This is a genomic window from Mycobacterium sp. (assembly GCF_050701675.1).
In the GTDB taxonomy this organism is placed as follows: Bacteria; Actinomycetota; Actinomycetes; order Mycobacteriales; family Mycobacteriaceae; genus Mycobacterium.
In genome coordinates this window covers 1-2,924 of record NZ_JBOGDD010001337.1, presented here as the reverse complement: position 1 = coordinate 2,924, position 2,924 = coordinate 1, and the positions used below count along the sequence as shown (strand labels likewise).

Below are 2,924 nucleotides of genomic sequence, written 5' to 3'. Positions count from 1 at the left end.
TGGCAGGTCTGGTCACCGTGCTGGTGATGGGCCTGGTGGCCATCGTCGGAGTGCGGGTGCCGAGCCGCTCCGGTTAGCGCGTCCCCAGCGACGTGCACAACGTCAGGCCGGTGCCGGTCTTTTGCTGTGTCTCGTCGCCGTCGATCGTGATGGAGCAGCTGATCGGCCGACCGACGTTGACGATGCTGACACTCGCCGAGCTGTTGGCCGCTCCGGTGAGCTGAACTTCCTTGGTCCACGGCAGCAGGACGTTGAACTCGGTCTGCAGGACGCCGCCACTGTCGAGGTACAGGATGCTGATCGCGCGGCCTTCGCCCCCGACCGAGTAGACGACCGTGTGCGTGCCGCTCGGGTCGGTTTGATCCGGCGGGAGGGCGGTGGCGGACGTCGTCGGCGCTGGAGTCGACGACCGCGTGGTGGTCGGCGTGCGCGTGCTGGTCGACGGTTGGGTCGCGGTCGGTTCGATCGGAGTCTGCGGGGGTGCCACCACGGTGTCCTGCTGCGAGCTGTTGACGATGACGAGGCCGATGACCAGTCCGAGGACGATCAGCAGCGCCATCGCCGCGAGCAGCCAGAGCCAGCGCCGCGGATTGGGGCCGTCGGGCTCCGGCGGCTCTGGGGGCGTCCCGCCGGGCGGTCCGTACTGAGCCCCTGAATGGGGGTCCCAGCCGTACGGGGAGTACGCAGGCAACTGCTCGGTGGGTGTGGGCCCATCGGGTGCCTGGTAGGTCGGTTGGTACGGCGACTGCTGGCCGTACGTCGCGCCGGGGTAGGCGGGGTAGTTGTAGGTACCGGGGTGCTCTTGACCCCACCCGTCGCGGCGTGATGGATCCGTCATGTCCACCTCATGTCTGCAGGGTACCTGCGCAGCGGGCGGGGGCACCGTGGCCCGTTGCCGCGCGACGGCGGCTCTTCGCTGGCGGGTTTATCGCAATTGTCGGTCGGGTAAGCAGTGACGACGCCGTCGTGGCGGACTAGGGACATGGAGGTCCAGCATGCGAGGTAGCGGAATCTTAGGCACGATCGTGCTCATCTGGTTGCTGATCGGAGTCTTCGCCGCGTATCAGCGGGACTATTTCAAGACCGCTGAGACTAATTGTGCAACAGCAGGAACCATTGCTCTGACGGTGGTGGCAGGACCGCTGAACTACGCGGGAGCAAACCCGAAGGTGGCGAACTGCAACATCAACGTCCCACAGCCCAGCAAGTAATCGACTAGGAGTCGCCATGATCGCCCTCGGAGTAATTCTTCTGATCCTTGGACTCGTCTTCGGGGTCCCGATCCTGACCTACATCGGAGTCGTCGCGCTCGTCATCGGCGCGGTGTTCTGGTTGCTGGGAGCCGCAGGGCACGCCGTCGGCGGACGGCGCGTCTGGTATTAGACCGGGCGGGCTGAGGCGAGGGCCGCGACGGTCATCGCCCTCAGCACCGCACGCGAGGATCCCGACACGGTCCCCGGCTTGACGCTGTGCGGGGTGGAGTTGAGCAGTCCGAACGTGGCGTGCGCCATCAGTCTCGCGTCGTTCTCGCCGAGCCCGTTCGACAGTCTGCGGAGCACGTCGACCCAGATCTCGACGTACTGTCGTTGCGCCCGACGGACCTGACGCTTGGCGCCAACCGGCAGATGTGCGAGGTCGCGGTCTTGGATGCGAATGAGATCGGGTTCTGAGAAGACGAAGTCGAGGTGGAAGTCGATCAGATCGTCGAGTGCCACTGCGGGAGTCTCCGTGTTCGCGACGACGTCGGTGGCTCCCGCGAGTAGTCGGGTGCTGATGCCTACGAGGAGTTCGACCAGAAGTGCTTCCTTGTTCGGGAAGTGACGGTAGATCGCGGGTCCCGTCACCCCGGCGGCGGCGCCGATGTCCTCGAGTCTGACGGCGAGGTAACCGTGCTCGGCGATCAGTCGTTCGGCGGCCGCGATCAGTTGCGTGCGGCGATCGGACTTGGCCTTGCTGCGGCGCGTCTCCGTGGCCTCGCGGATGGTTGGTGCCGGCATCTCGGCATCCTCCCGCTGGTAGACATTTCGGTTAATGCTCACTAACATACCATCAGTTAGTCATCATTAACTCAAATGGAACGGGTGGGCATGGCAACGCTCGTATCGCATCGCGAGCAACACCTGACGCTGGTGGCAGAACTGCGCGAGAAGCTGGCCACGGCCGCGCTCGGCGGATCACCCAAGGCGCGGGAACGACACGTCGGCCGAGGCAAGCTCCTGCCGCGCGAGCGCGTCGACGGACTGCTCGACCCTGGCAGTCCGTTTCTCGAGTTGGCCCCCCTGGCAGCCGACGGAATGTACGACGACGAGTGCCCCGGTGCGGGGATGATCGCCGGCATCGGCAGAGTGTCTGGCCGCGAATGCATGATCGTTGCCAACGACGCGACGGTCAAGGGCGGTACGTACTACCCGGTCACCGTGAAGAAACACCTACGCGCACAGGAGGTTGCGGCCCAGAACCGGCTGCCGTGCCTGTACCTCGTCGATTCCGGTGGCGCCTTCCTGCCCCGGCAGGACGAGGTGTTTCCCGATCGTGACCACTTCGGCCGGATCTTCTTCAACCAGGCCAACCTCAGCGCACAGGGCATCCCGCAGATCGCGGCGGTCCTCGGGTCGTGCACCGCAGGCGGTGCGTACGTGCCAGCCATGAGCGACGAAGCCGTCATCGTGCGGAACCAGGGCACGATCTTCCTGGGTGGCCCGCCGTTGGTGAAGGCCGCCACCGGTGAGGTGGTGACGGCCGAGGAGCTGGGTGGTGGCGACCTGCATTCGAAGGTCTCCGGGGTGACCGACCATCTCGCGCACGACGATCGCGATGCGCTGCGGATCGTGCGGCGGATCGTTGCGACGTTGGGCCCGCGCTCCGCAACCCCATGGGACGTGCGGCCGACGGTCGATGCGATCGCCGATCAGAGCGAGCTGTAC

General features: G+C 65.9%; 5 protein-coding genes. 3 read left to right on the top strand and 2 right to left on the bottom strand.

Features of this window, described 5'->3' with window-relative positions:
• Positions 1–73: 73 nt before the first annotated feature.
• The gene (locus tag ACRDUX_RS41465; RefSeq protein ID WP_526423491.1) at positions 74–838 is read right to left on the bottom strand and encodes an MmpS family transport accessory protein; all 765 of its coding nucleotides are present in this window, start codon (positions 836–838) and stop codon (positions 74–76) included.
• Between the two features lie 157 nt (positions 839–995).
• Here ACRDUX_RS41465 and ACRDUX_RS41460 point away from each other — a divergent pair, with 157 nt between their 5' ends.
• Together ACRDUX_RS41460 and ACRDUX_RS41455 are read left to right on the top strand one after the other, a co-directional pair.
• Positions 996–1,211, top strand: coding sequence for a hypothetical protein (locus tag ACRDUX_RS41460; protein ID WP_526423489.1), 216 nt, complete (start codon positions 996–998; stop codon positions 1,209–1,211).
• Between the two features lie 16 nt (positions 1,212–1,227).
• Positions 1,228–1,383 (top strand): DUF6131 family protein, encoded by a 156-nt coding sequence (locus tag ACRDUX_RS41455; protein ID WP_526388010.1) that lies wholly within the window; start codon positions 1,228–1,230, stop codon positions 1,381–1,383.
• On the opposite strand, the gene ACRDUX_RS41450 is transcribed toward ACRDUX_RS41455, so the two are convergent.
• Positions 1,380–1,997, bottom strand: coding sequence for an SACE_7040 family transcriptional regulator (locus tag ACRDUX_RS41450; RefSeq protein ID WP_526423487.1), 618 nt, complete (start codon positions 1,995–1,997; stop codon positions 1,380–1,382). The two genes, ACRDUX_RS41455 and ACRDUX_RS41450, sit on opposite strands and share 4 nt — an antisense overlap.
• A gap of 75 nt (positions 1,998–2,072) precedes the next feature.
• Between ACRDUX_RS41450 and ACRDUX_RS41445 the strand changes: the two genes are divergently transcribed.
• Positions 2,073–2,924, top strand: an 852-nt coding sequence (locus ACRDUX_RS41445; RefSeq protein ID WP_526423485.1) for a carboxyl transferase domain-containing protein, incomplete at its 3' end; no start/stop codon positions are given.